Below are 25,272 nucleotides of genomic sequence, written 5' to 3'. Positions count from 1 at the left end.
ATGAAAACTGCTTTGACTAGCGTAATCACAATACTTACCATTTTAAGTATTACTCTTTTATACGCAACAACGCAGTCAGGTATGACATCTCTGATGAAAACATCGGCGCAAAGTAGTATGAAATCATCCTTAAATTCGCAAACCACTCTGATCGGGGAGTATGTGGCTCATCAGGAAGATCTGCTCCGGGAGTTTAGTGTCAGTCCTGTTATTGCTGATTATCTGAAGGATATCAGCAATAAGGAAAAGCAGCAAAAAGCACAGCAATATACAGAAAGCTATTATAAAGGACTGGATAATTGGGAAGGTCTTTATGTTGGTAAATGGAACGCACATGTTGTGACTCATTCCAATCCCAAGGTTGTGGGAATGACAACACGAAAGGGAGATTCATTAAAACAGTTACAGGATGCTATGACCTCTGCAAAGGGACTTTATGATGCAGGTATTATCATTTCTCCCGCTTCGCAGAAGCTGACATTATCTATGTATTGTCCCGTTTTTGATACAGATGGCACATCTATTCTTGGCTATGTCGGAGGGGGGCCGTTTTGCAAAAAATTGGAAAGTCTGTTACAGAAAATTGAGAAAACAGATAAAACAAATACAGAATATTCTATGATTAATGTAACATCAGGAATGTATATTTTTAATAAAGACAAATCTCTGATTACTAAAGCTGTCGAAGATGTAGGAATGCAAAAGGTAATTAAAAAAATCAATGCTAATAATAAAGATACAACAGGTATTCTTAACTACAAAAATAAAAAAGGAATTTCTTATGTTATGTCTTATCAGTATAACGCAGAGCATGATTGGGCAGTCATATCTAATGTAAAAGAAAATGATCTTTATTCTGATGTTTACAAGATCATGAAAGAATTACGCAATATTTGTCTTCTTGTTTGTGCTATTATCGCAGTTCTGTCCTGGTTTTTCATTCACATCAGTACAAAGCCGTTAGCAGAAGTAACCTCTTCGTTACTGGAATTAAAGGAATTAAAGATTCAAAAAAATCCACGTTTACGCAAATATATCAATAAAAAGAGTGAAATTGGTCAGATTGCAACTGCCCTGGATTCTCTCAGTAATTCCTTTGAGGATATCATTCAAAAACTGGGACAATGTTCCGAATCCATGTCCGCTTCTGCTGAAGAAATGACTGACTCCTCAGGTGTATTGATTCGGTGTGTGGGAGAAAATGCAGTGGTTACAGAACATTTTGCAGAGCATGCAGAACAGATTAATCAAACCGTGGCACAGGTAGACGAAGGAATTGCAGAAATCAACGACGTAGTTGAACAGGTAGAAAGTAAAATTCAACGTGGAAATGCTCAAAGCCATGAACTTATGGAACAAGTGTCTGAAATGCGTGCAATTGCAAGTAAGTCTCTAGAGACAACCAGTGCAAAAATTGCAGAAAATCATGAGGAAATCCGACAGGCAATCATCCGGCTGCAGTCATTAACTCAAATTGACGATATGGCAAAACAGATTCTTGATATTACAAATCAGACAAATTTGCTTTCACTAAATGCCTCTATTGAGGCTGCCAGAGCAGGAGAGGCTGGACGTGGTTTTAGTATTGTGGCGGGAGAAATTGGTAATCTGGCAGATGTATCCCGTCAGACAGCTACCGCTATTCAGGATATTTGTGAAGAAACAAAACATAATATCACGTTGGTAGAGGAATGCTTTGATAATGTCATTCAATTTTTAGAAAATGATGTGAAAACGCAATTTGAACAGTTTGTCAGTGCAACAAATGAATACGACGGATCTATCATTCAAATTCAAAATATTATCAAAGAAATGAATGACTGCTCTGATGAATTTGTTAAAGCTGTTTCTGATATTCGTTGTCAGATTGATACTGTCCAAAGTAATCCGGAAGGACTTGAGGTACATACAGATGATATTTTAAGCAAGGTAGAGCAAACAAAGCAAACCTCTGAAAGTCTGGTAGACATTGCTCACACAAACGAGCAAAATGCTATTTCTATTCAGCAGATCATGGAACGGTTCTCTATCAGCCGTTAGAAAACAAAATTATATTATTGCAAATTTATCTGCACTATTTTAAAATTAAGATCACAGAGATTTATTTCATCAATGTGATCTTAATTTTTTACAATTAGAAGGAGAAACCTATGTTTGATTTTATTAAAGATATTGGTAAAAATAAAGAATTAGAAAATATTATGGCAGAGATTGATTCCAACCTGTCCAACAATTATAAGGACGCAGCTCATGAAGCTTTAAATCTTTTGGAGCAGAGACTCTCCGAACTGACCAACGAGGGCAGATTAAAAGAAAAAGCCCGGAAAGAATACGAGACAAAACTGGCGTCTTATCAGGAAACTCTCAAGGGCTTTTCGCATAAAGACCAGAAACCATACTGGGATTCCAAGTCATAAAAATTATAATTTTTTCCCGTACTTTACAGCCGGAGCAATAGAAAGAGCCGGCGTATATAACGGGATCAGTGTTGCCTGGACTGCATGGTAGAGATCGGATTTTCCGGGCCATACTGTACCAAGCAGCTGATTATTCTGATCAAGCTGATGAAACCAGGAGCCGGTATCATGATCCCATACGACTTCATCCAGATACTGCATAAAGGAAGCGTAATCCTTTGCGTAGCATTCCTCTCCGGTGATATGCCAGAGAACGGAAGAGGTATTGATTGCTTCCGCCAGCGTCCAGTGCATTCTGTCATGAACGACAGGCGTGCCATTCCAGTCGGTCGTATATACCAGTCCCGGTGCGCCATCGACGTTCCAGGCATCGGTAACGGCTCGCTGATATAACGCCTTTGCTGCAGATATATACGGTGCAGCTCCGGCAGCCGTACTGTCCTTATATGTGGACAGGGTCCACTGCGTGATCAGCCGGGCCCACTCAATTCCATGCCCCGGAGTAGCACCATACGGCTTAAAAGGGTCATCCGGATGGTTCTTGTTACACTCCAGATCCGGAGTCCAGTCTTTGTGAAAGTGTTCCGGAATACGCCATTGATTGTTCTGCGCCCAGGTAAGCACATGATCAATGATCCGTCCGGCGCGGATCCGGTATGCTTCCTTGCCGGTGACATCAGCCGCAGCCAGAAATGCTTCTACCGTATGCATATTTGCATTGAGTCCGCGGTAATCATCCAATTTCGTAAATTCCGTATTCCAGGTATCACAGGAAAGTCCCTCGGATTCATTCCAGAAACGCAGATCATAAAGGGCAAGTGCCTCATCCAAAAGCTCCTTCGCCCCTTCGATTCCTGCCAGCACACCGGAAGAAGCCGCCAGGATTACAAAGGCATGGGCATAACACTGCTTCGTAGGAACAATTTCACCGTCTGCCATCAGTCCGGCATACCATCCGCCGTTTTTCTTATCGTGAAGCTCGGTACGAAGTCCGTGAATTGCAGCGGCAGCAAGCTCTTTACTTCCATCATGTCCCAAAAAGAAGCCCAGAGAGTAGACATGTGCCATACGGCTTGTGATCCAGGTCTCACGATTCCGGTCCTTCCACGGTGTTCCGTCGTCTCCAAGATAATAGGAACTTCCCTCCGGGGACGGAAAATGATGTCCAAAGGATAACAGCTCCTTTCGGGCGTTTTCCAGAAATTGTTTATTTTCTTTTGTATCAATCTGATATTTTGGTTGTATTGTCATATAAATCCTCATTTCTGAGCGTTGACCGTTCTTGTCCTGTCCTTCATTATACGTTTCCTGTGGCAAAATCTCAATAGATATTGATTTTTTTATAATTTGTACTATAATGAAACCGTTCTCTGTTCTGGGAAGAGTGCAATAGAAATTTTCATCTGAAAAGTTTATTGTATAACCGGCATCTCTGTTTTATTTATATTAGACCAGTGCAGGAGGAATGCGCGGTTGCAGAGAACATTTTTCTGAATCGATTATTTTATGATTATAGGTGATAAATATGTATTATGATCTGACAAGAGGCAGTATTTCAAAGTCTCTTTTCTTTTTTGCCCTTCCTATGATGGCTGGAAATCTGCTCCAGCAGTTTTATAATATTGCAGATACGTTGATCGTTGGGCGTGTCCTTGGCAAAAATGCCTTGGCAGCGGTAGGTTCCGTATATACACTAATGACATTTTTAACTTCTGTTTTTCTTGGACTGAGTATGGAAAAAACACCTTGACAGGGCGAGGATTCGCATTTATAATAGCCTTACTTTTAATAAAATGACACGTTCCGCATTAAAGGGGAGTAATTTTAATGTATCGTCAACAATCTCGGTACTTCGTACCTGGTGATGCATGCCGTACGGAATCAATTGTTCGGTTATGAGACTTTTCGTGCAGAATAAAACATTTGATAGGTTTTATTCTGCATGGAAAGTCTTTTTTAGTACATTTTATTTTAAGAAATTGATAAAAATGGAGGAAGTTGTATGAAAAACTGGTACCAGATGTCACAAGCACAGGTAATGAAAACAAAAGAAACGTCCGGGGAGGGAATATCCGGCGCAGAGGCAGCAAAGAGACTAAAACAATACGGCCCCAATATTCTGGAGGAGGGCAAAAAGAAAAGTATTCTGCAGGTATTTGGCGAACAGTTTTTGGATCTTCTGGTGATCATTTTGATCATTGCAGCGGTTATCTCAGCCCTTTCCGGTAATCCGGAAAGCACAGCCGTTATCATTGTAGTACTGATCTTAAATGCCATTCTCGGCACCGTACAGTACAGCAAAGCAAGAAAGTCTCTGGAAAGCCTGAAAAATCTTTCCTCACCCAGCGCAAAGGTCTATCGGGATCATGTCCGGATTGAAATTGATTCCAGAGATATCGTTCCGGGAGATATTCTTTCTCTGGAGGCAGGAGATATGGTTGCTGCAGATGGCCGTATTCTGCATAATTATTCGCTTCAGGTCAATGAAAGCGCTCTGACGGGAGAATCCACCAATGTGGATAAGTCAGACATTATTTTAAAGGAAGATCTTACGTTGGGAGACCGTATCAATATGGTGTATTCCGGCAGTCTCGTCACTTACGGAAGAGCCCTTGTCGTGGTAACAGAAACCGGAATGGATACGGAAATGGGAAAAATCGCCCGGCTGATGAATGATTCCGGGGAGAAAAAAACACCACTGCAGGTGAGTCTGGATCAGTTCAGCCGTAAGCTGGCAACCGGCATTATGATCATATGTGTTCTTGTATTCGGACTTAGTATTATTCGTGGTACCGGTCTTTTAGACTCTCTGTTATTTGCAGTAGCCCTCGCTGTAGCTGCAATTCCTGAGGCACTGGGATCTATTGTAACCATCGTTCAGGCTATGGGAACCCAGAAAATGGCAAAGGAGAATGCCATTATCAAAGACCTGAAAGCGGTAGAAACCCTCGGTTGCGTATCCGTGATCTGTTCGGACAAAACAGGGACTCTGACCCAGAATAAAATGACCGTGCGAAAGATCTATGCGGGAGGCAGACCGATCACTCCAGCAGAACTGACATTACAGGAGCCTGTTCAAAAATATCTGCTTTTGAATGCAATCTTGAATAACGATTCCGATCTGGCAGAGGGACAATGTATTGGAGATCCTACCGAAACAGCTCTTTTAAATATGCTGTCTGATTCCGGGCTGGATTACATACCGATTCGTGAAAAATATCCCCGTATCGAAGAACTGTCATTTGATTCTACCCGTAAACTGATGAGCTCCCGGTATCAGATTGATCAGAAAGACATTATTTTTACTAAGGGTGCTTTGGATGTTATGCTGGAACGAATCACAGAAATCCAGACAGCAGATGGTGTCCGTCCATTTATGGAAGCCGATCGGGAACAAATCCAAAAACAGAACCAGCAGTTTTCTGAAAATGGTCTGCGGGTACTGGCATTTGCATACCGTGAAGCAGGCAGGCAGGAACATTTAACCACAGAATCCGAAAAGGATTTTATCTTTTTAGGTCTTATTTCTATGATGGATCCCCCGAGAGAAGAATCTGTAAAGGCGGTCCGGGATGCGATCCGTGCGGGAATTAAACCAATTATGATCACAGGCGATCACAGTGTAACGGCCACTGCCATTGCAAAGCAGATCGGTATCTACCGAAAGGGAGATCAGACCGTCACAGGTCTGGAACTGGATCAAATGAGTGATCAGGAACTGGATGCACAGATCGAACATATCTCGGTATATGCCAGGGTATCTCCGGAAAATAAGATCCGCATCGTAGAAGCCTGGCAAAAGAAAGGACAGATCGTTTCAATGACAGGAGATGGTGTCAATGATGCGCCTGCCTTGAAAAAAGCAGATATCGGCGTTGCTATGGGTATAACCGGAACAGAGGTATCAAAGGATGCAGCATCCATGATCCTCGGAGATGACAATTTTGCAACGATCATTAAAGCAGTAGCAAACGGAAGAAATGTTTATCGCAATATCAAAAATGCCATCGGATTTTTATTATCCGGCAATATGGCCGGAATCCTTGTGGTACTGTATACTTCACTGCGTGGATTGGAGATACCGTTTCAGCCGGTTCATTTGTTGTTTATCAATCTTCTGACGGATTCCCTTCCGGCGCTGGCGATTGGAATGGAACCGCCGGAAGATGATCTGCTGGCCGTTAAACCGCGTGATCCAAAAGAAGGTATCCTGACCAAGGGATTCTGTCTCCAGATTCTGGTACAGGGGTTTTTGATCGGTCTTTTCACTATATTTGCATATCATGTCGGATTCACTATCAATCACGCCACAGCAATGACAATGGCATTTTCCACGTTATCACTGGCCCGATTATTTCACGGCTTCAATTGCCGCAGCAAACACTCTATTTTTGAACTCGGTTTCCGGCGCAACTGGTACAGTCTGGGTGCATTCTGCATCGGTGTTCTGCTGCTTGGTACCGTACTGGTAATCCCGGCCCTCCATGGCATTTTTGAAGTGGCACCGATGTTTTCAACATTGTATGGATTGATGTTTTCCATGGCAGTGATTCCTACCATATTGATCCAGATTTACAAACGTATCAAAGAGAGATAACCGGTTGGTTTTACATTTTTTTTACAATAGAGGGATATTATATTTGAAAAAACAGAAGGGGATCTAATGCCCGGAGTGCTGTTCGCGTACTGGAAAAATACCGCTTTCCGGGGACGATCGCCGGTATACCGGACGTACCAATGCATATATTCCTGAGGAGTCTGTGAAGGAATTCAAAAAACATGGACTCTCTCTCGATATGATTTATACTACTGATGAAAAAGGAGAGCATTATCCGGTGAAAACAGAAGCAAAATTTTATAATAATGCAGATTCTTCCTTTGAATACTTTTTATCAGGGATAATTTTTAAATTTTTAAGAATTATCCCTGATTTATTTGTAAATAATATTGACAGAGGTTTTTGTTATGTTACAATGTAGTTATTGTTACTACATAGTGCAGAGCGTATAAACTGTGTGGTAAAGACAAAAAAACCTTTTTTGAAAGTATGAGGGATGATTATGGATTTTCAGATTATCAGTGACGGATCATGTGACCTGACGTTAGAATTAAGAGAGAAATACAATATTCAGGTAGTACCTTTTTATGTATCTTTTGATGGAGAGAACTATCAGAAGGAGATTGATGAGATTGATATTCGCGATGTTTATGAACGCATGGTAAAGGAACCTGATGTCTATCCAAAGACGTCTCTTCCGTCCGTTCAGAATTTTGCAGATGCTTTTCTGCCTCATGTAAAAGAAGGACGTGCGATCATCTGTATGACCATCACCAATACTCTGAGCGGTGCGTATAATTCTGCCTGCAACGCAAGAGAGATCATTTTGGAGGATTACCCGGAGGCGCAGATTACTGTGATCAATTCTCTGGAGGCTACAGTGTCTCAGGGAATTTATGCAATTGAAGCCGCAAAGATGCGGGATGCCGGATATTCCTATGAAAAGACTGTAGCCGTACTCAAGGGAGAAATGATGGACCGCGGACGTATTTTCTTTACCGTGGGAGATCTTACCTATCTGCAGCATGGCGGCAGGATTGGCAAGCTTGCTGGTATGGCAGGTACCATGCTTCGTCTGAAACCGATGATCACATTAAAGGATGGGGCTATTGATTCCTCCGGTGTTGCCCGCAGCCGCAAGAAGTCCATGGCAAAGGTTATTGAGCTCACAAAGCTTTATTTTGAAGAAAATCATGAAAACCCACAGGATTATATCTTTTCGGTAGGCTTTGGCTATGATGAAGAGGAAGGATATCAATTTAAAACGATGATTGATGAAATGCTTCGGGAAATGGGCGGCAAAGAGGAATCACGAATTGTCCAGATTGGTGCTACGATCTGTGTGCACACCGGACCATATGCCCTTGGAGTAGGTGTTATGAAAAAGTATGAGGCATGCGCCGAAGCCGGACTGTCCGAGGAGGAAAGCCTGAAAAGATATACAGCCTAAGATATGAGATAATATATTATTTAACAAAATTTTGTTGTATGTGTCGCTGATATGGAATACGAGATATCTTTGTATTCCATATCAGCGATTTTTATTGGAGTATTAACCAATATATTTTTCCCCTATAGGACAGGAAGCCGGATATTTGAGATTTCGGAAAAATTATGTTAAAATAAGTTGTTTGAAGAAAAAAACGTATTATAAATATGAGATAGAATGAGGTAAAATATATGAAAATCACAGATGTATTACAGTCAGATAAAATCACACTGTCTATGGAAGTATTTCCACCTAAAACGACTACTGCAGTTGAAAAAGTAAACGAAGCTGTCCGTGAAATTGCTGCTTTAAAGCCCGATTTTATGAGTGTTACATACGGTGCTGCCGGTGGTAAAAACAGTAAATACACAATTCAGATTGCACAGGACATTAAGGATTCATACGGTGTCAATTCCATCGCACATCTGACCTGTCTTTCCTCCACCCGAGAGACCGTTGAAAACCAGATTGGTCTGATGAGGGACGCCGGTATTGAAAATATTCTGGCTCTGCGGGGAGACATTCCAAAAGAAGCGGATTTTCCTTTGCCGGATCAGTTTCACTATGCTGCTGAGCTTGTACGTGAGATTAAACGTCTTGCACCGGATATGTGCATCGGTGGAGCATGTTATCCAGAAGGGCACCCGGAAGCTTCTTCCAAAGCAGAGGATATCCTTCATATTAAGGAAAAGGTGGATGCCGGCTGTGAATTTTTGACCACACAGATGTTTTTTGATAATTCCATCTTTTATAATTATCTGTATCGTCTTCGTGAGGCAGGTATTCTGGTTCCAATCATCGCCGGAATCATGCCGATCACCAGAAAAAATCAGGTAGCCCGCAGTATCCAGTTATCCGGAAGCTGTGTTCCGGCACGTTTTAAATCCATCGTAGACTGGTTCGGGGATGAGCCTGCCAAAATGAAGCAGGCAGGAATCGCTTATGCCACAGACCAGATTATTGATCTGATCGCCAACGGTGTCAAACATATTCATGTGTATACCATGAATGATCCGGAGGTGGCTGCCGGCATCCAGAATAATCTTTCGGAAATTATTGGTTAAGGAAAGGATTCTTCTTAACTGCATAAAATATATCAAACACAATGTGTGGCAGCGGCAAGACAGGATGAACCATATGATCCATAAACACTGCCCGGAAAAGAGGGAAAAATGATTCATAATATTATTGAGTGCATTGGGAATACCCCGATGATATGCTTAAAAGAGTCCACAGGACTTCCGATTTATGCAAAAGCAGAATTTTTAAATCCGGGGGGCAGTATTAAAGACCGTGTTGCCCAAAATATGGTTGAACAGGCTGAAAAAGACGGTAAATTAAAGCCAGGCATGACGATCATCGAGCCAACCTCCGGCAACACCGGCATAGGTCTTGCTCTTGTCGGTGTCCGAAAAGGCTACCGTGTGATCATTGTAATGCCGGAAAATATGAGTGAGGAACGAAAGAAGATCATTCAATGTCTCGGAGCAGAGCTGGTACTGACACCGGCGAAGGAAAGCATTGGTGGTTCTGTAAAGGAAGCCGAACGTCTTCTGGCCGGGCTGGGAGATCAGGGATTTATGCCCCAGCAATTTGAGAATCCCGCAAATCCGGATATCCATTATCGGACCACGGCACCGGAAATTTACAATGAGCTGAATGGCAAAGTCGATATTTTTGTAGGGGGGCTTGGCAGTGCCGGCACCCTGCAGGGGATCGGGCGTTATCTGAAAGATCAAAATCCTGATATCAAGATCGTCGCAGTGGAACCCCAAAATGTCTCCGCACTTCATGGAGATAAGCCGGGGATCCATCAGATTCAGGGAATCGGAGATGGCTTTATTCCTGCTGTTCTGGATACGTCACTGATCGACGAGGTGGTAGAGGTGTCCGATGAGGATGCGATCCGGACCACCAGAGAGCTCGCGAAAATACAGGGGCTGTTATGTGGCACCTCCTCCGGAGCAAATATCTGGGCATGCAAACAGATGGCCGCCAGATATGGCTCTGACAAAGTGATCGCCACAGTTCTGGCTGACCGCATGGAACGTTACTTTAGTACCGGATTATTAGGATAAAGAACAGGAAGTGAATAAAATGGACGAAAAACGATTAGAACAGCAGATTGCATTCTGCCGGGAAATTGATAAAGAAAAGTTTATTGGGCGGCAGACCTGGCTGACCGGTGCCACACGCAAGGAAAATGACGCAGAACACGCCTGGCATATGGCTGTAATGACGGTGCTTCTCAGCGAATACGCCAATGAAGAGATTGATGTTCTCCGAACCATGACTATGCTGTTGATCCATGATCTGGTGGAAATTTATGCCGGAGATACTTATGCCTATGATGAAGAGGGCAAAAAAACACAGAAAAGACGTGAGCTTGTTGCGGCAGATCGTTTATTTCAGATGCTTCCGGAGGATCAGGGAAAGAAATTCCGTGAAATCTGGGAGGAGTTTGAGGCAGAAAACACGCCGGAATCCCGTTTTGCCAGAACCATGGACAATCTGCAGCCAATGATGCTTAATGCTGCGACCGATGGCAAAAGCTGGGCAGACAGAGGAATCCGTCTCAGCCAGATCCTTGGCCGCAACAAAAACACAGCCAAAGGTTCCGAAGTATTATGGGAATATGCCAAAGAAAACTTCCTGCAGCCGAATCTGGAAAAGGGACGGATCGTGGAAGATGTCCCTTTAAACGAACAGAATAAATAACATAAACGCAATATAAAAACCGGATGATTTCTTATGAACCATCCGGTTTTTATAAATTATAATCGTCTTTTGTTCAAAATATTTTTTCGTTTAAAAATATAATTTCCGATACCGGTTCAGGCAAGCCGCCATTTCCTGACGCCGTGGCATGGCAAGACCGGAGCGGACATACTCTCTGTCAAAAAGAGAGGCTAATCCCTTTGTCTGGATCATATGTTCCAGATTATCCAGAAGCTGTGGCACCGATTTTGCTCCATTCATCCGGTTTAATTCCAGATATTTCAGGCCATACGCCAGAGCATTGGTCTGTTCCCCGTCAATCAGCTGCTCCAGATAACGCAGTTCAATGGAATCCTTTGCAAGAAGCATTTCATTGGTACCCATGGTTTTCATTTTCAGCCGGGGATCCTTTTTTAATGCCTGATTTGCTTTTGGTTTACGGATATTCTCCGAAACAGGGAAAGCAGGCTGTAGATTCAATGCCGGATATTCCTTTGCAGCCTCCTTTGCCTTCTCTGTAATGTCATAGGGAACGTATTCTTTCATCTGTATAATTGTATCGGCAATCTGGAAAAACGCACCGGAGCTTCCGGCCACGATCACAGAAGAGATGCCCAGATCCTCATACATACTCCGTACCCGCTCGATAAATGGCGTGATCGGTTCTTCCTCACGACAGATAACCTTCTGCATTAGCTCATCCCGGATCATAAAATTGGTCGCAGAGGTATCCTCGTCGATCAGAAAAAGCTGCGTGCCGCTTTCCAATGCTTCCATCAGATTGGCTGCCTGAGACGTGCTTCCGCTGGCATCCTCTGTGGAGAAATGAACCGTATCCTTTTTATTTGGTAAATGATTGATAAACGGTGAAATATCTGTCTGGGAAATACTGCGTCCATCCTCAGCCCGAAGCTTCCAGGCTGTATCATCTGAGATCACAAACTCCCTGCCGTCCCCTGGGATGTGGTTATAAACGCCCATTTCCAACGCCTGCAGAAGAGTGGATTTTCCATGATAACCACCACCTACAAAAAGAGTCACACCCTTTTGGATACCCATACCGGAAATCTCGCCATGGTGTGGGAGAGTCAAAGATACCCTCCGGCTGTCCGGACTCTTGAAGGGAACCGCTCCTTTCATAGGACGATCCGAAATTCCGCTTTCTCTCGGCAGAATAGCTCCGTCTGCCAGAAAAGCAGTCAGCCCCTTTTCCTCCAGATGTTCGCGGATATACTGCTGATCCTCGGCCAGCTCAATTGCCTTCTGAAGAGCATTGTGATTAACTTTTGCATAAAACAATGCACGATCCACTGCCTCCGGAACAAAATCAAACAGCATTTTGATCAGCTCTCCGGCATTGACAGAACGTCCGTTGGCCGGAAAACCGGCTTCAAAACGGATCGTCACACAACCATCCCTGTCAATCTCGCAGGCAGTTCGTTCCAGCACCTGCTGGCCACAGTGGGAGACCGATAACAGACCGCTTTTTCCGGATCCTTTTACCTTAAACGAGAGGGGAGCCAATGTTTTTGAAAATAGTCTGGTCAGATGATCCTGCAGTGTGATTCTCTGAATTTGTCCGGCATAATACTCCTTTGGAAATCCCGCCTTACTTCCGTCTACGATAACGGACAGATGGGATGGAGACGCAAAGGGATCTCCCTGTACATGGTCAATGGACAGGATAAAATCCCCGAACTGATAGCTGCCCCGCAGCCCTTTATATCCAGGATAGCCCCTATGGTCTATTGCCATAATGTCTTTTTTTAATTCTGTACTGCTTTTCATTGTAAGCTCATTCCTTTCTGAAACTGCCATAGCAGGATCCTTTTACCTGCTATGGGATTATCTTAAAAAATCATAAACGATTTTAATATAATTTGCAATAAAAAGCAGGGTGTGTTACTCTTAATAAAAATAAGGAAATAAGGAGTTTATAATGATTGAACAAAGCTTATTAAATGCAATGCTTCAGACAGGACTGCTGGCGATTACGATCCCTGTGGTACTCATTGTGGCATGGAAAATGTATACAAAACGCAGTCTGGTCCCTTTTTTTGTGGGTATTATGGTATTTATCACCTTTTCCCGAATGCTGGAAATGATCCCACATTCTCTTTTTCTTTTATCCAGCAATCCGGTATCGAAAGCAATCAACGGAAATATTATTTTATATACCGTTTATGCCGCATTGGTAGCAGCCCTTTTTGAGGAAACCGGACGTTATCTGGCGTTTCGTTTTGTACTGACCAAGCATCCCAACAAAGAGACAGCCGTTACCTACGGTATCGGTCATGGCGGTATCGAGTGCATTCTTGTTCTCGGTGTTACATATATCCAGTATTATGCCTATGGTCAGCTGATCAACAGCGGTTCCATGGACAAAATGCTTGCTGCATATAAGGATAATGCCCAGTCGGTAACGGCATTAAAGCAGCTGATCTCCAACATAAAAGGTGTAACACAGCTTACCTGCTATATGGCAGATCTAGAACGTATTTCTGCCCTGATGGTTCAGATTGGTCTGTCGATCCTGGTATTTCAGGCAGTGTATGTAGCCGGCAAAAAATACATGTACTGGATTGCAGTTGCCCTTCATTTTCTGATGGATGTTCCCGCTGCTTTATATCAGAAGGGAGCGATCAGTTTGGTTCCGACAGAGATTATTCTTTTTGTATACGGTGTCCTTGTCCTTGCACTTGGTGTAAAGATTTATCAGGGATTAAAAACAGGCGGAACTCCTGCTGATGTCCAAAAGAAAAAGAACCAGAAGGCTTTTCGTGATATTGCAGCAGGAAATTATTCCTCTGCAAAAAAAAATCAAAAGGATGAATCCAAATGAAAGTATTGATATTCCAGTCAAAACGCTTAAGTTATGATTCGTCATGGTGCTTTGCGGAAATGCTTTGCCGTTCCATGAAACGGCAGGGCATTTCTGTAAGGCCTTTTTTGCTGTCAGAAGATATTGCCGGTCAGGAAGAAGAGCTTCGTGCGTTGACCAGAGAACATTTTGACGGTATTTTTGATATCAATTCCCGCCTGCCTAATGTTATGCTGGATGATAGGTATTATCTCGATTATTTTGATGCACCGTTTTTTCATATGATCATAGATCATCCCATGCATCTTCATTATTCCCTGCAGATTCCTTTGCGGAATTATTATGTTCTTTGTCTGGACCGGTATCATCAAAAATATATTGAGACCTGTTATCCTCATATCAGGGAGGCCATTTTCTTTCCCTTTGCAGGAATCCCGGCCGATACCTTTACTCCGGGCAATTTTCCCCGGAGTCCGATGAAAGACCGTCCGGTGGAACTTCTTTTTCCCGGAACCTACACACCTCTTGATTACTACCGGGAGCAGATGGAAGACATAAGCAGTGACCAGTGGGATATGACGGAGCATATTCTGTCTAAGCTCAGACAGGGGAGTCGTGACACGATTGAACAGCTCTACCGTCAGGAAATCCTTCCGGATACGGATTTCTTTCCGTTGAGAATGCACAAATCCCGTCTGATCGACCGGTATATCCGGGAATGGTTCCGGGAGAAGATTCTGCAGGCCCTTCTGGAGGCTGGTATATGCGTTCACGTTATGGGATTCCGATGGGAGATGTATGATACCCCTTATTCTTCAGGTCTGGTGATCCATCCACCCTGCAGCTATACGGAACAGCTGAATGCATTAACCAAAAGCAAACTGATCCTGAATGTTCAGCCGTTATTTCAGGACGGCCCACATGACCGTGTAATGAATGCCATGATGAACCGGAGCGTTGCCGTTACGGATGGCTGTGATTATATTTCAGAGCAATTTCGTGTAGGAGAGGATCTGATCGTATACGACAAAAACAAACCGGAAGAGGCAGCCATGCAGATTTTAAAGCTTCTTAAAGACACAGACCGGATCGAATGGATCGCGGAAAACGGATATCAAAAAACGCAGAAATTGCATACGTGGGATCAAAGAATACAAAAATTTGTTAGAAAAAATTCACATCTTTTTCATTGACAAGAACAGATAAGAAACAGTATCATAAAGGATGGATTGCTTTTCCGAAAATCGGGAAAAATATTATAAATACGGAAGAAGGATAATAAACACTATGTTTCGTAAATATTTTAAATTCACTCGAAAAAGAGTCGCTTTTTTTTGTATATTAATGATTGGGCTTCTGGGACTGCAGTATTATCTGACCGGCTCCCTGGTTTCCTTACAGCAGGTAACTACCGAAGCTGGCAACAGTAACAGTGCAGTTATTGGAATTCTGCCGGATACAGAGGTGATCCGTCAAAAATTCTGTTTTGACCGGAGAGTCGTTCTGAATTCTTTCTCCATCAGCTTTGGCTCCTTCAAAAAGGACAAGGTGGGAGATATTCTTCATATTCAGGTGATGGATGGAAATAATGATGTGGTATTCAGTGAAGATGTTGAAGTCAAGGATATCACGCCCAATGCTGAATTTACAGTAAATATGGATCAGGCAGTCGTGATCCCGAAAGGGGTAACCTGTTGTATCCGTATGACCTGCAGCAGTGATGATACACCATACGCACTGATACCTACGGTCAATACCACAAACCGTACAGATCCTAATACCTATATGTCTACCTTAAAAATGCAGACACACGCAAAGTCTATGAATATTTCTTATTCATACAGCTATCGCCAGCTTTTCCCAATGGTGCTTTTTGTATTAGAAATACTTGTTCTTTTCGTGATCATATTTGAGCGTATGACTGAATATTCTGCCCGTTATTACAAACGCCGCCAGAAGGAGATCAAACATAGCAAAAAGCATAAGAGAACCACACGCCGTTCTCCTCGTAATTTCGTGAAATGGGTACTCAGCGATCCATCCGTGCTGTTGGTTGTCCGGATACTGATCATTATTTTAAATCCTCTTTTCCTTGCATCAATGCTGGAAATGATGAACGGGACATTTCTGACGATCCTGCCAAATGTATGGCTGTTTACATGGATCCTTCTGGGTGCGCTTGAATTTTTGTTTACTGCACTGATTGGAAATGCCGGTATTGCTATGCTGGCAATGGATCTGATCCTGTTCCCGATCGGTCTTGCCAATCTTTTTATTATGAATGTCCGTGGAACTCCATTTCTGCCGGCAGACATCCTTGGTGTCGCAACAGCCACAGAGGTTGCATCTACCTATACATTTTCTTTGACACCGGCACAGTTTGTAGTCCTTCCGGCCTTTGCAATCTGGTGTATCCTGATCTTCCGGACACGCTTCAAACATCAGAAGCGGACTATATCTAAAAAGGTGATACGTTTTGCTTCCACTTTAGTGCCAGGCATTGCGATTATTGGTATTTTGTATAATACCAATATTCTGCCGGCATGCGGTATTGAGGATAATGTCTGGAATAAAGTGTCCTCCTGCAAAGCCAATGGATTTTATATGAATTATTTCATTAATCTCCATTATCTGCGGGTTTCCACACCATCGGGATATTCTAAGGATAAAGTGGCAGAGATTTTGAAGGATACGTCTTCTGTCCCTGCTTCCACGCAGGAAACGACCTCCGTAAAACTGGAGGACGGCAAGGGAATAACACAGGATATGCCGACAAACGCTTCATTCCAGAGTAACACCTCGATGAAGGGCAAAAAGCCAAATATCATTCTGATCATGAATGAAAGTCTTGCAGATTTTTCACTGGTGGGAGATATGCGATATAATATGGATCCTCTTCCGTTTATACACAGTCTGAAGAAAAACACCATCAAAGGACGGGATTATGTATCCGTATTCGGTGCCGGCACCAGTAATTCTGAGTTTGAGGCCATGACAGGAAATAGTATGGCATTTTTCCCAAGCGGCTGCAATGTTTACCAGCAGTTTATGCATAATTCCACTTTCTCGCTGCCTTCTTATCTGAAGGAGCTTGGCTACAGCTGTAAAGCTGTCCATCCAAGTAGTGGTGCAAACTGGAATCGTGTTGCCACCTACAAGAGTATGAAATTCGATGATTTTATTACCATCGATAATTTCAAAAAGCCGGAATATGTCCGCTATATCAGTGACAAGGAAAGCTACAAAAAGGTCATTGAATTATATGAGAATAAAGGAGATAAACCGCTATATCTGTTTGACATGACCATTCAGAATCATGGTGGTTATCTGACCAATACCAACTGGAAAACACCTGTTTCTGTGGAGGGCTCCTATTATACGGAAGCAAAAGAATATCTTTCAGCCATTCATGTATCCGACCAGGCATTCCAGTATCTGATCGACTATTTTTCCAAGCAGACAGAGCCAACGGTCATCTGTATGTTTGGCGATCATTTTCCGTCCATTGAAACCTCTTTCTATGAGGAGCTTCTCGGAAAACCGCAGAGCGACTGGGATCTTGAGGATATCCAGAAGCGTTATGCTGTACCGTTTATCATATGGGCAAATTATGATATTCAGGAGGAGCAGAATGCGGTGATCAGTAACAATTATCTGGAAAATATGATCCTGAAGCAGGCAGGAATTGAACTGCCTCTATATAATCAATATCTGGAGAAGCTGTCCAAAGAAGTACCTGCTATGAATGTAAACGGTTATATGGACACAGACGGAAAATGGCATAATTACAATGAGGATGAGACCGATACCATCAAAACTCTGCTGGATGATTATGAGATCCTGCAGTATGGCTATTACAGCGATATGGATAAGGATAAAATGAGTGAACTTTTCAAAATGAAGCACTAAACAGAAAGGAAGATTTTACGTGAGTAATCTGGAAAATAAGGAGCTGGAACAGCTTGCCAGCCTTTTACGCAAAGAAAATACAAAAGAACATTTAGACCGGCTGGTAAAATGTCTGGAAAAAAGCAATTTATATGTACCGGCAGCGTTTCCTCCCGATACAGACCCGGCATTGATCCGTAAGATAGCCTCTGCCGCCGGAAAAGAGCAGAAGATACCGGAGGGGATTTCTCCACGTCCGGCTGTATTACAAAATAATCAGGGCAAACGTTTTCTTCCGGTTTTTACATCACAGGAGCAGGCAATCAAAGGAGATCAGCAGTTTCCTCTGATTCTGACGATGCCTTTTTCAACCTGTCTTGATCTGGTGGGCGGAGATGAAACCATTGAAGGCATCATATTAAATGCCTTTGATCAGGGGATTCCTCTGAATGTTAATAAAAACACCGGTGACCAGAATGCACAGCCGCCACAACTGACGGAGACACAGCTTCATGCTATTGCCCGCCAGAGAGTAGAGGCAGAGCTGCTTCCGGAAATGTTGTTTGAGAAAAGATCTGAGGCAATACATTTATTGCGGGAGGACTGCGGTTTCCAGATGCTTCAGCTATATAAAGAAGCTTATCCTGAATTACTCCCATGCCCTTATGAGGAAGACGATTTTGATTTTCTGTCCATCAATGCCAGAGAAGATCTTACGGTGATCCGTATTACTATGCCTTCTCAGCATATATATGCCGGAATCTGTCCGATCATATTGATCCGATGGAATCCATTAGACGATTCGATCCGCTATTTTGCCGTTGTAAAGGGTGAGAATGCGGGAGAGGCACAGCTGTTTGAGGCTCTGCCGGATGGCTCCAAACGAGATTTCGGTGCAGCTCCGGCCGACGGAAGCGAACTGCAGTATATGATCGATTTCGAAGATGAAAGAAAGGCTTAATAATTACTATGAAAAAAAAGCATTGTTTTATAACCTGGATCTTAACCGGCTGCCTGATCCTTGGAGGTTTGACCGGCTGTTCCAACGACAAACAAACATCCACAGACCGCTCCGGCAATTCTCCGCAGAGTACTCAGGCAGCAGAGTCTATGACAGGACATAACGAAAATGAGAATTCCAATCTTGGTGCCTGGGGACGGGCTATGGGAGCTGTTCTGATCTCCATTAACGACGGAAATCCTTATTATTTTGGTGGTTATGAAGCGACAGATGCCAACAAAAAGGCTGCCAGAAACATTCTGAAATCAAGCTGGAACATATCCAGCCGGAAGGATCTGTTAAAGCAGATTCGTTTTTTACAAAATACAGGAAGCCGGAAGGACTACCGCAGGGAGGCAAAAGACTTAAAGGCGCTTTCTGCCAGGGAACGCAAAAAAGCATTGAATCAGGTGAGTGGAGCATTAAAGACCCACTATAACAATCTGCAGTATATCTCTGATACATGGGGCAAAAAAGGACTTCTTGCATGGGATCTGTGCCGCATTTCCCATTTGGCACAGTGGGGCTATATTGCGGATTATATTAACCTGGATGAGGCGCAGGCTGTACTGGAACCGTCAGCCTCCCGTCTCCGCAAAAGATTTGACAACTGGGATGACATTGTAAATAACTGGCTGGATGGTTATGCCTATTCCAGTGCTATTGAGATCCGCTCCATCGAAAAAACGGATTATACCAGTCGACAGGAGATTTATCAAAAGCTCCTCTCCGAGCAGAAGGACACGGATCCATTATTTGATAATAAATTGTTTGAAGAGGATATTATTCCGCTGGGAACTGTGTCCTATGATTCTTTGATGGAAGAAATAAAAACAACACCGAAAGCCAAAAAGAAACAAAATAAGGCATCCGAAAAAAAGATGTCTCAAGGGAAGGATAGTGAGGAAAAAACACAATGAACATTTATCTGATACGTCATGGCAGACAGAGCAGTTCTGACTGTAACGTAAATGTTGATCTGGCACCGGAGGGGGAACGTCAGGCTGCCCTTTTGGGACAGCGCATGAAAAATTATCCCGTGGACGCATTATACTGCAGCGATCTGATCCGCGCAGAGCAGACGGCCAAAATTGCATTTGCCGGGCAACCGGCACTGCTAGAGCATCTGCAGATCCGGCCCGGACTGGCAGAAGTAGACTTTGGAGAGCTTACCGGCCAGCCGGATGCCGTAGTAAAACGCTTTTATGACGATTACTATCAGGAGCAGATGGACCGTTTTGCAGAGGGCAGAGTGCAGAAGGGCAACGCCTTGGACGAAGTCAACGAATTTATCGGTGATTTTTTTGTTCCAACCGAAGAAATCTGGTATCCACAAGGAGAAACCGGAGAAAGTGTCCTTGCCAGAGTCATGCCTGTCATTCAGGAATGGATCGAATCAGAATATCTGAATATTGCCGTTGTCACACATGGCGGTGTGATCCGTATTTTACTGACCGCTCTTTTTGGAGGAGATTTTGCAAAACGTTTAATGTTTGGCACTTCTCTGGAAAACTGCAGCATCACCCAGCTTCACTATGATGAAGAAAAAAATGGATTTTTTCTGGACCGCTTCAATGATTATGCGCATCTGGAACAGGATCCGTCTCTGTTACGCAATCGTTTCAAATAAACGAAAGGAGTCTGAATTATGACAAAGATTATTCTGGCATCCGCATCAGACCGCAGAAAGGATATTTTGTCACAAGTAGGGATTTCCTACGAAGTGATGCCGAGCAGTATTGATGAAGATGCGATCCAGGCTGACACACCTGCTGCACTGGTGGAAGCATTATCTGCCGCCAAAGCAGAAGATATCGCCGAACGTCTTACAAAGAATTTCGTCATTATCGGTGCGGATACTGTTGTTGTAAAGGACAATAGCATTCTGGGAAAGCCGTCCGATGAGGCAGAAGCAGCGAAAATGCTTCAGATGCTTCAGGGAAACCGCCACGAAGTATATACCGGTGTTACCCTGATCTCTGTCTCCCCGGAAGGAAAAGGACTGATCGATACCTTCCATGTCCGGACCATTGTTGATATGATCCCAATGACCGCAGCACAGATCGATGCTTACATAAAAACAGGAGAACCTATGGACAAGGCAGGCGCCTACGGCATTCAGGGCCGTGGTGCTGCATATATTCAGGATATTGCCGGAGATTATTATAATGTCGTGGGACTTCCAATCTCCACAGTACTGACCCGGTTAGCCAATATGGGAATTGATCTGTATTAAATAGTAAACCATTTATGCCACACAGAAAAATTTGTGTGGCTTTTTTATTCAAACTCTTTTCATAATTTTTGTTTTTGTTGCATAATCGGTGTTCTAGGCGTATAATAAACACCGTTATGATTTTTGGTAACCTGTTCGTATTACGAAAAACATAACACGAATATGTAGAGATAATATAGGAGGTTGATTATGATCAGAGTAGGAATTATCGGTTCAACAGGATATGCAGGACAGGAGATCGTGCGTATTTTACTTCGCCATCCAGAGGCAAAAATTGTCTGGTATGGCTCACGCTCCTATATTGACAAGCGATATAGTGAAGTTTTTGGAAATATGTTCCAATTAGTAGAAGACATCTGCAAGGGAGAAAATATGAAAGAACTTGCAGATCAGGTGGATGTTATATTTACTGCCACACCTCAGGGCTTATGTGGCTCACTGGTAAACGAGGAAATTTTGTCAAAGGTAAAGATTGTGGATCTCAGCGCAGATTTCCGAATCAAGGATGTAGACAAATATGAAAAATGGTACGGAATCCATCATGAAAGTCCGGATTTTATAAAAGAGGCTGTATATGGTCTTTGCGAGATCAATAGAGAGGATGTCAAAAAGGCACGTCTGATCGCTAATCCCGGATGTTTCCCGACATGCTCCATTCTGTCTGTTTATCCCCTTGCCAAAGAGGGAATTATTGATATGAGTACCGTGATCATTGATGCCAAATCAGGAACCTCCGGTGCCGGACGTGGTGCCAAGGTTGCCAATCTGTATTGCGAGGTTAATGAAAGCATTAAAGCATATGGTGTGACAACTCACCGCCACACCCCGGAGATCGAGGATCAGCTCAGCTATGCCTCAGGAGAAGATGTGATTCTGAACTTCACCCCTCATCTGGTGCCAATGAACAGAGGTATCCTTGTTACTGCATATGCTTCTCTGAAAAAGAATGTCACTTACGAGGATGTGAAAGCCATCTATGATAAATATTACAAAGAGGAGTATTTTGTCCGTGTTCTTGATAAAGATGTCTGCCCGGAGACACGCTGGGTAGAGGGCAGCAACTTTGTCGATGTTAATTTCCGGATCGACCCGCGTACCAACCGTGTCATTATGATGGGTGCCATCGACAATCTGGTAAAAGGCGCTGCCGGTCAGGCTGTCCAGAATATGAATCTGTTATTTGGACTTCCTGAAAATCTCGGTCTGGAAATGCCTCCGGTATTCCCATAAATAAAAGCGTTATTCCGAGAAACAGACCAGATCATTGAATATAAACAACAAAGCAGAATTTATAATTCTGCCCGCAGTCAATGGAGGATTAAAATGAGTGCAGAAGAAAAAAGTACATATATGAGTGAGATCGTAGGAAAGGCAGAAACTCTGATCGAGGCCCTTCCTTATATCCGTGATTTCAATAATAAGATCGTTGTTGTCAAATATGGCGGTAGTGCCATGCTGGATAAAAAGCTGGAAGAAAGTGTGATTCAGGACGTTGCCCTCTTAAAGCTGGTTGGTATGCAGCCGATCATTGTTCATGGAGGTGGCAAGGAGATCAGTAAGTGGATTGACAAGGTAGGAAAGGAAACGGAATTTGTTGATGGTTTCCGTAAAACAGACAAGGAAACTATGGAAATTGCAGAAATGGTATTAAACCGTCTCAATAAATATCTGGTACAGATGGTAGAACGTCTGGGCGTTAAGGCAGTAGGTATCTCCGGAAAAGATGGAGGACTTCTGCAGGTGGATCAGAAAAAGCCAAACGGTAAAGATATCGGTTATGTGGGAGATGTTAAGAAGGTAGATACTCTCGTGATCGATACCCTGCTTGCCAATGATTTTATTCCGATCATCGCACCGATCGGTCTCGGTGAGGACGGTGAAACCTACAATATCAATGCTGATGATGCTGCCTGTGCCATTGCCGGTGCTCTGGGAGCAGAAAAGCTTGCATTCCTGACAGATATTGAGGGTGTCTGCAAGGATCCAAAGGACCCTTCGACCCTGATCTCTGTGATGAGTCTTGAAGATGCCCATAATCTCATTGAAGACGGTACCATCAGCGGTGGTATGCTGCCAAAGGTTACAAACTGTGTGAATGCAGTCAATGCCGGTGTTGGAAGAGTACATATCCTGGATGGACGTATTGAGCATTGTCTTCTTCTGGAGTTCTTTACCAAAAAAGGTATCGGAACGGCGATCATTGACACAGAAGGCGGTCTTTACGAAAACGAACGCATTTAATGATTTTACTCAATATAAACGGATCAATACCGGGATATATGCAGGGACCGGATTGAAAATTGACAGAACGGAGGATGAATATGGATATTCAGAAAGCAGATCAGCATTTTATACATACTTACAATCGTAAAATAACATTTGTCAAAGGGGAAGGAATGTATCTCATTGACGATACAGGCAGAAAATATCTTGATATGGGTGCCGGCATTGCCGTTTCTGCCCTTGGCTACAGCAACGACGAGTACAAACAGGCATTGAAGGATCAGGTGGATCAGTTGATCCATATTTCTAATCTTTACTTTAATGAGCCTGCCGTCAAGGCTGCCGGTTATCTCTGTGAAGCATCGGGAATGGACCGTGTTTTCTTTACCAACAGCGGAGCAGAAGCCATTGAGGGAGCATTAAAACTGGCACGTAAATATGTCCGCACCAAAACCCCTGAAAACAAAGGTGATATCATTGCCATGGAACATTCTTTCCACGGTCGTACCATGGGTGCACTGTCTGTAACCGGTACAAAGCATTACAGAGAACCGTTCGAGCCATTGATCGGCGGCGTTTCTTTTGCAAAATATAATGATTTAGACAGCGTTAAGGCTCTGATCACACCGGATACCTGTGCTATTATTATGGAGTCCCTGCAGGGAGAGGGCGGTATCCATCCAGCTACAGAGGAATTTATGAAAGGGGTTCGTGCTCTTTGTGATGAGAATGGCATTGTGCTGATCTTGGATGAGATCCAGTGCGGTATGGGCAGAACCGGTGAAATGTTTGCATTCCAGCATTACGGTATCCAGCCGGATATCATTACCAGTGCAAAGGCACTGGGCTGTGGTGTGCCGGTAGGTGCTTTTGCAGCCAAAGAAGAGATTGCACGGGCTTTAGTTCCGGGAGACCACGGAACAACCTATGGCGGTAATCCACTGGCAACAGCGGCTGTCTGCAAGGTATTTGAAATTTTCAAAAAAGAGCATATTGTTGAACATGTCAAAGAGCTTACCCCTTACCTCCGGGAAAAGCTGGAATCGCTTGCTGCAAAGCATGCATCCATGAAGGAGGTTCGCGGCATCGGTTTTATGCAGGGGATCGAATCCGATATTCCGGCAGGAGATATTGTGGGTGCCGCCCAGGAAAAGGGACTGATCTTGATTTCCGCCGGTACCAATATTATCCGTATTGTTCCTCCTCTGATTGCAGAGAAAGAGCATATTGACGAAATGTGTCGTATCCTTGATGAAATCTTTACCGAAAAAGAAGCATAGACTACAAATACAGCGATTGATACAAATGAACATACATATACACAACAAACGGGTCCGAAAGACCCGTTTGTTGTGTATAGATCTTTTTATTATGGGAAAACTAACCAAAATGAAGGGAGGTTCTTCTATGTGGGGAATGATCATTTCTTTGATCTCCGGTGTTCTGATGAGTGTGCAGGGAGTGTTTAACACAGAGGTAACAAAACAAACCAGCGTCTGGATCTCCGCTGCCTTTGTGCAGCTTACTGCCTTGATTGTCTGTATCGCAGCCTGGTTTCTGACGGGAAGAGACGGACAGATTGCCGGTATTATGCGTGTTCATCCACGTTATATGCTGTTAGGCGGTGTCATTGGCGCCTTTATCACATACACCGTCATTATAGGCATGAATCAGCTTGGTCCCGCCAAAGCAGTTATGTTGATTGTCGCGGCCCAGTTGATCACAGCCTATCTGATCGAGGTTTTTGGACTGTTTGGTGTGGAACGCGTAGGCTTTGACTGGTTGAAGCTTTTGGGAACTGCACTCTTTTTGGCAGGGATCATAATTTTTAAAAAAAATTAATAAATTTTTTCCCGGTGGCTATTGTTTTTTTGGCTGGAATCGTTAGAATAGAGATAGGTTCGCAATTAAAATGACATATA

The 25,272-nt window shown here is 43.4% G+C and carries 21 protein-coding genes and 1 pseudogene; 20 read left to right on the top strand and 2 right to left on the bottom strand.

What is annotated here, in order from left to right; all coding sequences use genetic code 11:
- The first annotated feature begins 369 nt into the window (after positions 1-369).
- The gene (locus tag H8704_RS04670) at positions 370-2,040 is read left to right on the top strand and encodes a methyl-accepting chemotaxis protein (protein ID WP_249297513.1); all 1,671 of its coding nucleotides are present in this window, start codon (positions 370-372) and stop codon (positions 2,038-2,040) included.
- Between the two features lie 110 nt (positions 2,041-2,150).
- Entirely contained in the window at positions 2,151-2,417 is a 267-nt protein-coding gene (locus tag H8704_RS04665; RefSeq protein WP_249297512.1) for a hypothetical protein, read from the top strand.
- A gap of 3 nt (positions 2,418-2,420) precedes the next feature.
- Here H8704_RS04665 and H8704_RS04660 read toward each other — a convergent pair whose 3' ends face one another.
- On the bottom strand, positions 2,421-3,668 hold the full coding sequence (locus tag H8704_RS04660; RefSeq protein ID WP_283241934.1) for an AGE family epimerase/isomerase: 1,248 nt from the start codon (positions 3,666-3,668) through the stop codon (positions 2,421-2,423).
- A 274-nt stretch (positions 3,669-3,942) separates the two neighbouring features.
- Here H8704_RS04660 and H8704_RS04655 point away from each other — a divergent pair.
- The 7 genes and pseudogenes from H8704_RS04655 to H8704_RS04625 all read left to right on the top strand — a co-directional run.
- Positions 3,943-4,152: pseudogene (locus tag H8704_RS04655) on the top strand (MATE family efflux transporter); the annotation flags it as partial.
- A gap of 267 nt (positions 4,153-4,419) precedes the next feature.
- The gene (locus H8704_RS04650) at positions 4,420-7,014 is read left to right on the top strand and encodes a cation-translocating P-type ATPase (RefSeq protein WP_249297511.1); all 2,595 of its coding nucleotides are present in this window, start codon (positions 4,420-4,422) and stop codon (positions 7,012-7,014) included.
- Between the two features lie 163 nt (positions 7,015-7,177).
- Positions 7,178-7,396 carry a hypothetical protein gene (locus tag H8704_RS04645; protein ID WP_249297510.1) on the top strand — a complete coding sequence of 73 codons (219 nt, stop codon included), beginning with the start codon at positions 7,178-7,180 and terminating at the stop codon, positions 7,394-7,396.
- A gap of 81 nt (positions 7,397-7,477) precedes the next feature.
- The gene (locus H8704_RS04640; protein WP_249297509.1) at positions 7,478-8,425 is read left to right on the top strand and encodes a DegV family protein; all 948 of its coding nucleotides are present in this window, start codon (positions 7,478-7,480) and stop codon (positions 8,423-8,425) included.
- Between the two features lie 230 nt (positions 8,426-8,655).
- Positions 8,656-9,528: a methylenetetrahydrofolate reductase [NAD(P)H] gene (gene metF, locus H8704_RS04635; RefSeq protein ID WP_022465031.1), complete on the top strand. Its 873-nt coding sequence runs from the start codon at positions 8,656-8,658 to the stop codon at positions 9,526-9,528.
- 108 nt (positions 9,529-9,636) lie between these two features.
- Positions 9,637-10,542 (top strand): cysteine synthase A, encoded by a 906-nt coding sequence (gene cysK / locus H8704_RS04630; protein WP_249297508.1) that lies wholly within the window; start codon positions 9,637-9,639, stop codon positions 10,540-10,542.
- 19 nt (positions 10,543-10,561) lie between these two features.
- Positions 10,562-11,182 carry an HD domain-containing protein gene (locus tag H8704_RS04625; protein ID WP_022465029.1) on the top strand — a complete coding sequence of 207 codons (621 nt, stop codon included), beginning with the start codon at positions 10,562-10,564 and terminating at the stop codon, positions 11,180-11,182.
- Between the two features lie 90 nt (positions 11,183-11,272).
- On the opposite strand, the gene H8704_RS04620 is transcribed toward H8704_RS04625, so the two are convergent.
- Positions 11,273-12,970, bottom strand: a complete 1,698-nt coding sequence (locus tag H8704_RS04620; RefSeq protein WP_249297542.1) for an ABC-ATPase domain-containing protein — start codon at positions 12,968-12,970, stop codon at positions 11,273-11,275.
- Positions 12,971-13,121: 151 nt separating this feature from the next.
- On the opposite strand from H8704_RS04620, the gene H8704_RS04615 reads away from it, so the two are divergent.
- The 11 genes from H8704_RS04615 to H8704_RS04565 all read left to right on the top strand — a co-directional run bounded on the left by H8704_RS04615 (position 13,122) and on the right by H8704_RS04565 (position 25,192).
- Positions 13,122-14,024 (top strand): YhfC family intramembrane metalloprotease, encoded by a 903-nt coding sequence (locus H8704_RS04615; RefSeq protein WP_118676108.1) that lies wholly within the window; start codon positions 13,122-13,124, stop codon positions 14,022-14,024.
- Entirely contained in the window at positions 14,021-15,196 is a 1,176-nt protein-coding gene (locus H8704_RS04610) for a glycosyltransferase family protein (protein ID WP_249297507.1), read from the top strand. Before H8704_RS04615 ends, H8704_RS04610 begins: the two co-directional genes overlap by 4 nt.
- 94 nt (positions 15,197-15,290) lie before the next feature.
- A complete protein-coding gene (locus H8704_RS04605; protein WP_249297506.1) occupies positions 15,291-17,912 on the top strand; it encodes an LTA synthase family protein in 2,622 nt (873 codons plus the stop codon).
- 19 nt (positions 17,913-17,931) lie between these two features.
- Positions 17,932-18,852, top strand: a complete 921-nt coding sequence (locus tag H8704_RS04600) for an SseB family protein (RefSeq protein WP_118676100.1) — start codon at positions 17,932-17,934, stop codon at positions 18,850-18,852.
- A gap of 8 nt (positions 18,853-18,860) precedes the next feature.
- Entirely contained in the window at positions 18,861-19,811 is a 951-nt protein-coding gene (locus H8704_RS04595; protein ID WP_249297505.1) for a DUF1266 domain-containing protein, read from the top strand.
- Positions 19,808-20,521 carry a histidine phosphatase family protein gene (locus H8704_RS04590; RefSeq protein ID WP_022465022.1) on the top strand — a complete coding sequence of 238 codons (714 nt, stop codon included), beginning with the start codon at positions 19,808-19,810 and terminating at the stop codon, positions 20,519-20,521. Before H8704_RS04595 ends, H8704_RS04590 begins: the two co-directional genes overlap by 4 nt.
- Before the next feature lie 18 nt (positions 20,522-20,539).
- Entirely contained in the window at positions 20,540-21,127 is a 588-nt protein-coding gene (locus H8704_RS04585) for a Maf family protein (protein WP_249297504.1), read from the top strand.
- 189 nt (positions 21,128-21,316) lie between these two features.
- Complete coding sequence (argC, locus tag H8704_RS04580; protein WP_022465020.1) at positions 21,317-22,357, top strand: N-acetyl-gamma-glutamyl-phosphate reductase; 1,041 nt, start codon at positions 21,317-21,319, stop codon at positions 22,355-22,357.
- Positions 22,358-22,450: 93 nt separating this feature from the next.
- The gene (gene argB / locus H8704_RS04575) at positions 22,451-23,368 is read left to right on the top strand and encodes an acetylglutamate kinase (RefSeq protein WP_022465019.1); all 918 of its coding nucleotides are present in this window, start codon (positions 22,451-22,453) and stop codon (positions 23,366-23,368) included.
- A gap of 74 nt (positions 23,369-23,442) precedes the next feature.
- Entirely contained in the window at positions 23,443-24,630 is a 1,188-nt protein-coding gene (locus H8704_RS04570; protein ID WP_249297503.1) for an aspartate aminotransferase family protein, read from the top strand.
- A gap of 127 nt (positions 24,631-24,757) precedes the next feature.
- On the top strand, positions 24,758-25,192 hold the full coding sequence (locus tag H8704_RS04565; RefSeq protein ID WP_022465017.1) for a DMT family transporter: 435 nt from the start codon (positions 24,758-24,760) through the stop codon (positions 25,190-25,192).
- Positions 25,193-25,272: the final 80 nt, after the last annotated feature.

Origin of the sequence: Jutongia huaianensis (assembly GCF_014384985.1) — a bacterium.
Taxonomy (GTDB): domain Bacteria; phylum Bacillota; class Clostridia; order Lachnospirales; family Lachnospiraceae; genus Jutongia; species Jutongia huaianensis.
The sequence above is the reverse complement of the archived record's forward strand: the minus strand, read 5'-3'. Positions and strand labels throughout refer to the sequence as shown.

Bases quoted from the DNA above. Each gene is read 5' to 3' on its own strand.
- H8704_RS04670 (WP_249297513.1), top strand. From the start codon at position 370: ATGACAACACGAAAGGGAGATTCATTAAAACAGTTACAGGATGCTATG.
- H8704_RS04665 (WP_249297512.1), top strand. From the start codon at position 2,151: ATGTTTGATTTTATTAAAGATATTGGTAAAAATAAAGAATTAGAAAAT.
- H8704_RS04660 (WP_283241934.1), bottom strand. From the start codon at position 3,668: ATGACAATACAACCAAAATATCAGATTGATACAAAAGAAAATAAACAA.
- H8704_RS04650 (WP_249297511.1), top strand. From the start codon at position 4,420: ATGAAAAACTGGTACCAGATGTCACAAGCACAGGTAATGAAAACAAAA.
- H8704_RS04640 (WP_249297509.1), top strand. From the start codon at position 7,478: ATGGATTTTCAGATTATCAGTGACGGATCATGTGACCTGACGTTAGAA.
- metF (WP_022465031.1), top strand. From the start codon at position 8,656: ATGAAAATCACAGATGTATTACAGTCAGATAAAATCACACTGTCTATG.
- cysK (WP_249297508.1), top strand. From the start codon at position 9,637: ATGATTCATAATATTATTGAGTGCATTGGGAATACCCCGATGATATGC.
- H8704_RS04625 (WP_022465029.1), top strand. From the start codon at position 10,562: ATGGACGAAAAACGATTAGAACAGCAGATTGCATTCTGCCGGGAAATT.
- H8704_RS04620 (WP_249297542.1), bottom strand. From the start codon at position 12,970: ATGAAAAGCAGTACAGAATTAAAAAAAGACATTATGGCAATAGACCAT.
- H8704_RS04615 (WP_118676108.1), top strand. From the start codon at position 13,122: ATGATTGAACAAAGCTTATTAAATGCAATGCTTCAGACAGGACTGCTG.
- H8704_RS04610 (WP_249297507.1), top strand. From the start codon at position 14,021: ATGAAAGTATTGATATTCCAGTCAAAACGCTTAAGTTATGATTCGTCA.
- H8704_RS04605 (WP_249297506.1), top strand. From the start codon at position 15,291: ATGTTTCGTAAATATTTTAAATTCACTCGAAAAAGAGTCGCTTTTTTT.
- H8704_RS04595 (WP_249297505.1), top strand. From the start codon at position 18,861: ATGAAAAAAAAGCATTGTTTTATAACCTGGATCTTAACCGGCTGCCTG.
- H8704_RS04590 (WP_022465022.1), top strand. From the start codon at position 19,808: ATGAACATTTATCTGATACGTCATGGCAGACAGAGCAGTTCTGACTGT.
- H8704_RS04585 (WP_249297504.1), top strand. From the start codon at position 20,540: ATGACAAAGATTATTCTGGCATCCGCATCAGACCGCAGAAAGGATATT.
- argC (WP_022465020.1), top strand. From the start codon at position 21,317: ATGATCAGAGTAGGAATTATCGGTTCAACAGGATATGCAGGACAGGAG.
- argB (WP_022465019.1), top strand. From the start codon at position 22,451: ATGAGTGCAGAAGAAAAAAGTACATATATGAGTGAGATCGTAGGAAAG.
- H8704_RS04570 (WP_249297503.1), top strand. From the start codon at position 23,443: ATGAATATGGATATTCAGAAAGCAGATCAGCATTTTATACATACTTAC.
- H8704_RS04565 (WP_022465017.1), top strand. From the start codon at position 24,758: ATGTGGGGAATGATCATTTCTTTGATCTCCGGTGTTCTGATGAGTGTG.